Annotated in this window: 3 protein-coding genes; all 3 read right to left on the reverse strand. The window is 42.0% G+C overall.

Going from position 1 to position 6252, the window contains the following annotated elements; all coding sequences use genetic code 11:
* Positions 1 to 191 precede the first annotated feature (191 nt).
* The 3 genes from MTN97_RS17690 to MTN97_RS17700 are packed head-to-tail and all read right to left on the reverse strand — an operon-like array spanning position 192 to position 5874.
* Complete coding sequence (locus tag MTN97_RS17690) at positions 192 to 3275, reverse strand: efflux RND transporter permease subunit (protein WP_033102606.1); 3084 nt, start codon at positions 3273 to 3275, stop codon at positions 192 to 194.
* Positions 3272 to 4468, reverse strand: a complete 1197-nt coding sequence (locus MTN97_RS17695; RefSeq protein WP_248475019.1) for an efflux RND transporter periplasmic adaptor subunit — start codon at positions 4466 to 4468, stop codon at positions 3272 to 3274. The genes MTN97_RS17690 and MTN97_RS17695 overlap by 4 nt, the downstream gene beginning before the upstream one ends.
* Positions 4465 to 5874: a TolC family protein gene (locus tag MTN97_RS17700; protein ID WP_248475020.1), complete on the reverse strand. Its 1410-nt coding sequence runs from the start codon at positions 5872 to 5874 to the stop codon at positions 4465 to 4467. Before MTN97_RS17700 ends, MTN97_RS17695 begins: the two co-directional genes overlap by 4 nt.
* Positions 5875 to 6252 lie beyond the last annotated feature (378 nt).

Genomic DNA, 6252 nt, shown 5'->3' on the forward strand with positions numbered 1-6252 from the left:
AGAAAATGGCAGGGCTAGACGATGATTACCGCTCAACCCTGTTAGAGTCTGGGATTAAAATGCGCTAGCCGTGTATTAATCACCTAGTTATTATAAAAAACACCGAACTGAATTTTTTACAGTCCGATGCTTTACTTACTAGTACCTGAAACTTAGTGCCTGAAACTTCTACTTATCTATGTAGTCTGCACTTACTTAAACCAGCCTTGAAAGCGCTCCATCAGCATATAGTTAACCGGAACGAGTAATAAGGTTATAAAGGTCGCAAATATAATCCCAAAACCTAGGCTTACTGCCATAGGAATTAAAAACTGCGCCTGAGTCGCCTTTTCAAACAGCAGCGGCATTAAGCCTATAAAGGTGGTTAAACTAGTTAGCATAACCGGTCGAAAACGCGCTACGCCGGCGGTTTTAACAGCCTCCATTAAATCGAGCCCTTCACTGCGCTTTTTATTAATAAAATCAACCAATACTAACGAGTCGTTCACCACGACCCCAATTAACGCGAGCATTCCCAGCAAACTCATAATGGTAAGCTCCATAGCCATGATCCAATGGCCAATTACTGCGCCAATCATGCCAAAAGGAATAATGCTCATCACCACCAGTGGCTGTAAGTACGATTTAAAGGGAATTGCGAGCAACCCATAAATTACAAAAAATACAAATACCATTCCCCACAGTAACGAACCAAACGATTCGCGCTGCTCTTTGGCTTCACCTTCTAATGAATGGCTTACACCTGGGTATTGTTGCACCAGTTCATCTAAGTAGGTTTTTAAATCAGCTTGAAGCACGGTCATATTGGTATCGGTTTTTTCTACATCCGCCGACACATTAAGAGTACGGTAACGATCAATACGGGTAATGGTTGATGGACTTTGGCCAGGTACTAAAGTAGCAACGTGTGACAGCGGCACTCGCCCACCATTAGGCGTTTGTATTAATATATCTTTTAAATCAGCAACTGAGCGCCTTTCATCTATAGGTAAGCGCACCATAACGCGCACATCATCACGCCCGCGTTGAATGCGCTGTACTTGTACACCAAAAAACGAGTTACGTACTTGTCTTGATACATCAACTCTATTTAATCCAAGTGCAAGCCCTTGCTCTGTTAGCTCTATTTGTAGCTCTTCTTTACCATCAGACATGCTATCGGCAATATCAAACACGCTTGGATAAGTGGCCAATCGTTGTTTAATTTGCTCAGCCACTGTTTGCAGTGTGGTAATGGAATTACCCGATAATTGAATATCAATTGGGTTTGAGCTTCTACCTATTTCGGCTCTAAATGTGAGACTTTCAGCCCCAGGGATCACCCCTATTAATTGCCGCCACTCTTTTACCAACTCACGCGAACCAATATCAGACTCTCGTTGTTCTGCTGGGGTGATTTCAAAGCGCACACTACCCGAATTAGCCGCACCGCCTCGCCCGCCAGTGCTCGCTAGAATATTAAGGATAATACTTTGCCCTGTTTCTTCATCTTGATACTTACGCTGAAGCTCTCTGGCTTTATCTGACATATCAATAATGTATTTATTCGTGACTTCAAACGGTGTTCCCGCAGGAAAAGTTAAATTAACCCGAACTGTTTCACTGGGAATACGTGGGAAGAAAATAAACTTAGTCCAACCACTGGTGATCATGGTTAAAATAATTAAAAACACGCCCATAAATAAACTGACTGTGGCCAGTTTGTTGCGTAGCGCTAGCCCTAATACGGGTTGGTAATATTTTAAAATGGCATGCTCAAAACCATCTGCAAAACGTTGTTGGAGTTGCTCTAATTTAGAACCTTTGCCTTTTTGCTGGCGCAGTTTGATATATTTTAAATGCGCTGGCAGCACAAATTTAGATTCAATCAATGAAAACAATAATACAGGAATAACCACCACCGGTATTTGCGCAAAAATAGCGCCTCGCGCGCCTTCTATAAAACCTAAGGGTAAAAAAGCAGCCACGGTGGTTAACACGCCAAATGTAACTGGCGTGGCTACTTCTTGAGTTCCTTTTATAGCAGCCTCTTCGCCCGATTTGGCAGTTTTTAAATGGGTATACACGTTTTCACCGGTAACAATGGCATCGTCCACCACAATCCCTAGCACCAATATAAAACCAAATAAGCTGATCACATTTATGGTCACGCCAAAGGCGGCCATTGCCATAAACGCGCCCATAAATGAAACCGGAATACCAATAAATACCCAAAACGCGATGGCAGGTCTTAAAAATAATGTCAGTAACCCCAGTACCAAAATACCGCCCTGTAAAGCATTGCTAGTTAGGGTGGCAATACGGCTTTTTACTACCTCGGAGTCATCATCCCAATAGCTTAAATAAAACCCTTGCGGTAAATTAGCTTGCTCACTGGTAATATAGTTTTTAACTGCATCGGCCACTTCTATCGCACTTTGCGGACCAATACGGTACACATCGATAAATGCGGCTTGTTTGCCATTAAAGCGGGTGCGCACGGGGGTTTCTTCAAAATCATCGTTAATGGTTGCAATATCACTTAAGCGAATAATAGTGCCATCGGCTTGATTTTTTATCACAATGCTTGCAAATTCATCTTTGCGGTAAGCTTGCCCTTTAGAGCGAATAAGTACATCGCCGCCCTCTGTTTTAAGGTTTCCTGCTGAAATATCAGAACTTGAATTGGCAATGGCACTGGATATTTGCGCCAAGGTTAAATCGTATTGGCGCAGCGTATCTTGGCTTACTTCGATTGCCAGCTCATAATTACGTACGCCACTAAGTTCAACTTGGGTAATCGCCGGAATACGCAGTAATTCATCACGGACTTGCTCTGCATATTCTAGGGTTTCTTTTTCGTTGTAGTCACTTGAAACAGTGACTGCTATTACTTCACGCTTACGCTGGATTAACCCTATTACTGGTTTTTCTGCATCGGCTGGAAAGGTATTAATGGCATCGACACGGCTCTTTATATCCGCTAACAATTCACGCTCGTCGTAGCCAGTGTCAACCTCAACGCTCACTTGTGATGACCCCTCAGAAGAGCGGCTCGATATTTGTTTAATACCTTCGAGATCTTGTAATGCTTCTTCTATTCGTATGGTGACCCCTTTTTCAGCATCTTCTGGGGTTGAACCACGTAAACTCACACTAATATTTATACGATCAGAAACAAACGAGGGAAACACCTCTAACGGTAACTTAGAAGACAGGCTGAATAGGCCGCCCAACACAATACTAATTAGCAGTAAGTTGGCAGCCACATGGTTACGTGTAAACCAAGCGATCATGGCTGCTCTCCTGGTTTTTGTGCTTTAGGAGTCGCATCCATTATCTGCACTGGCGTACCTGAACTCACTTGCCCCAGTGGCGTCAGCACTAATTGACTACCCGCTTCAAGACCTTTACTCACAATGCCTTGCAGCGCATTTTGCCACGCTAAAGCAATATTTTTACGCTGTAGTGTGCCATTTTCAACCACATAAACATAACTGCCTTGATATATCGCACTATTGGGAATAACGAGTACCTGAGAGGCGACTTTGCCATTAATTTTAGCTTTAACGTATTGCCCTATTTTTACTGGGTATTGATTATCACTGGTTGATTTATAAGGGTCATTAATTTTAGCCACCACATACAATTGCTGAGCACTTTCATCTATTGCGCCCTCAGTACGAATAAGTTGGCCTTGCCATTGTTGCTCGCCAATTAAATCTGAAGTGAAATTAACCGCTGAGCCACGCTGATTTTTAGCACCATCTCGATATTGCTCAGGTAAATTAATAAAAGGCAGATCTTTATTCTTTATCGGTAAGCGTATTTCAACACTGTCGGTTGCATAAATTGTCGCCAACTGCATATTGTTAGATACCACCTGACCTAAATCAACGCTGCGGTTTAATACTCGCCCAGCATAAGGGGCTTTAATTTTAGTACGTTCAAGATTTAGTTGCGCTTTTTCCAATTGTGCTTGTGCTGACAAAACCTGTGCTTGCGCTGCAGCTAGCTGTGGCTTTCTAAGTACTAAAATACTCGGTTCAGACTCATTGCCTAAACGTTGCCAATCAGTAAGCGCTTGTCGGCCTCGCGCTTGCTCTTCTAATAAGTTTTGCTCGGCATTGAGCAAATTAGCTTGTGCTGATTTAACTTCTGCTTTTAAATCGCGATCATCTAACTGAAGTAACACATCGCCTTTTTCAAAAAAGCCGCCTTCGCGGAACTGCTCATTTATATCAATAATCAGCCCAGAAACCTGAGCCACCAACATACTTTGAGTTCGTGGTTTAACCGTACCAAAGCTATCAATTTCAACGGGGTAGTCAATCAACTGCAATGGTTTTACCGCTACATTAATTTTTGCTTTTAGCGGTGCTGAAAAACGTGATGCTTTAGGCGGGTTTCCTTTAATAAACATCACCAAAAAAATGGTCGCTATAATGATAGCAGCGGGAACAATTATTTTTTGTTTGTTGAGTTTCATAGTGCTTGCTCATCCTGTGCGGATCTTGATTTTGCAAAGTCGCCCCCAAGAGCAACATGTAATTTAATGCGATTTGTGAGTAATTGATTTTTAATTTCAATCAGTGAACTTTGTGCATCAAACGAGCGTGCTTGTGCATCTAATACGGTGGTGTAGCTCACTAAACCACTTTGATATTGTTCAAACGATAATTGCTCTGCTGCTAAGGCATTTTCTTGTGCCTGCAAGGTGCTTTGGTAGCGTGCCTTTAAAGATTGTTGTAGGGTAATAGCATTTTCAACATCACCAAATGCATCATATAAAGATTGCAGATAGGCTTGCTCTTGCTTTTGCGTTTGTAAACTGGCTATTTCCTCGTTCGCAGCAAGTCGCCCAGCGTCAAAAATAGGCGCTGAAATGCTACCAATAAGTGACCACGCAAGACTTGAAGCAGAAAATAAGTCGCTTACCCTGTTAGTGCTATCGCTTAAACCTGCCGCTAAATTTAAACTCGGAAAACGCTGTTTATGCGCATACGCAAGCGAAGCGTCGCTGGCTAATAACTGATACCAACTAGCACGCAACGCAGGTTTGCGAGTAATAAGCTCCGACGGTAAACCAAGGGGTATGTCGTCATTAATTACAGGTAGGTCGTTATTCGCTGCTATCAATCCTTTTGGATAATCCCCCAATAAACGCTCAAGGCTACGTGCAGCTTGAGTCAAATTTGCTTTTTGGGTTGCTATGCGAGAGCGTTCATTGTTTAACTCATTGCGAGCTAAATAAACATCTAACGCTTCATTTAAACCTTGGCGATAACCCGACTCAATAATCTCGAGGTTTTGCTGGGCGTTAGCTTCTCTGCGCTTAAACAAATCAAGTAATTGCTCTGCACTGATTAAGTTAAACCAATTTGTTATAACATCTGCAATAAGCTGTTGTTTAGTTTGCTCATAGCGAGCTTGCTGAGCAAGGTAGTTGAGGTTGTCTCTACGCTTTGCATCCGAGAGTTTACCCCATAAATCAATTTCATAACCTAACTCTAACGATACAGAGCTTGAGTTATTATAACTAACCGGACGATTATCTTTGCTTCGCCCTACTCGCGTTGAAATATCTAAACTGGGCCATAAAGCGGCACCGGTGACAATTAATTGCTGTTTTTGTATTTCTACATCAAAACGGTTTTGCAATAGTTGCTGATTGTTTTTTAGCGCTTGAGTAACTAGCTGCTTTACTGTTGGTGAAGCAAGTTTATTAAACCATGTGTCGTTGACAGCAACTACTGATTCAACAGCTGTTTGTTGCCACTGATCTGGGAGTGTATTCGGTGCTTGCTCACGTAGTTGCGGGTTTAAGTTACTCGTACAACCACTCAGCAGCATAATACTTATTGCCAATAAAGATGGCTTATATTGCCACATCATGTTTAAACCTGATTAATGCTATTTATGAATGTTATTCAAGCACTTTAGCAAACGTTGCTCAATTGACTTTACATAACATTACATACTTTGCGATGAAATTATGAGTGCCGTAGATACGCCAATCATTAACATATTGATCACAAATCAATAAACAACCTAATTTTTAGCCAAAAAAGCTGAATAAAGTTCTCAAAGAGGTACGAAAAGGACAGAGGGACTTACTGTTTATGACGTGCTGGAAAAATAGAGCAGGATAGAAAAAACTTAGAAACAAAAAAGCCCCGCATATGCGAGGCTTTGTATAAATGGTGCCTCGACCCGGAATCGAACCAGGGACACGAGGATTTTCAATCCTCTGCTCTACCAACTGAGCTATCG

Source organism: Pseudoalteromonas sp. 2CM36K, from assembly GCF_023161865.1.
Taxonomy (GTDB): Bacteria; Pseudomonadota; Gammaproteobacteria; order Enterobacterales; family Alteromonadaceae; genus Pseudoalteromonas; species Pseudoalteromonas tetraodonis.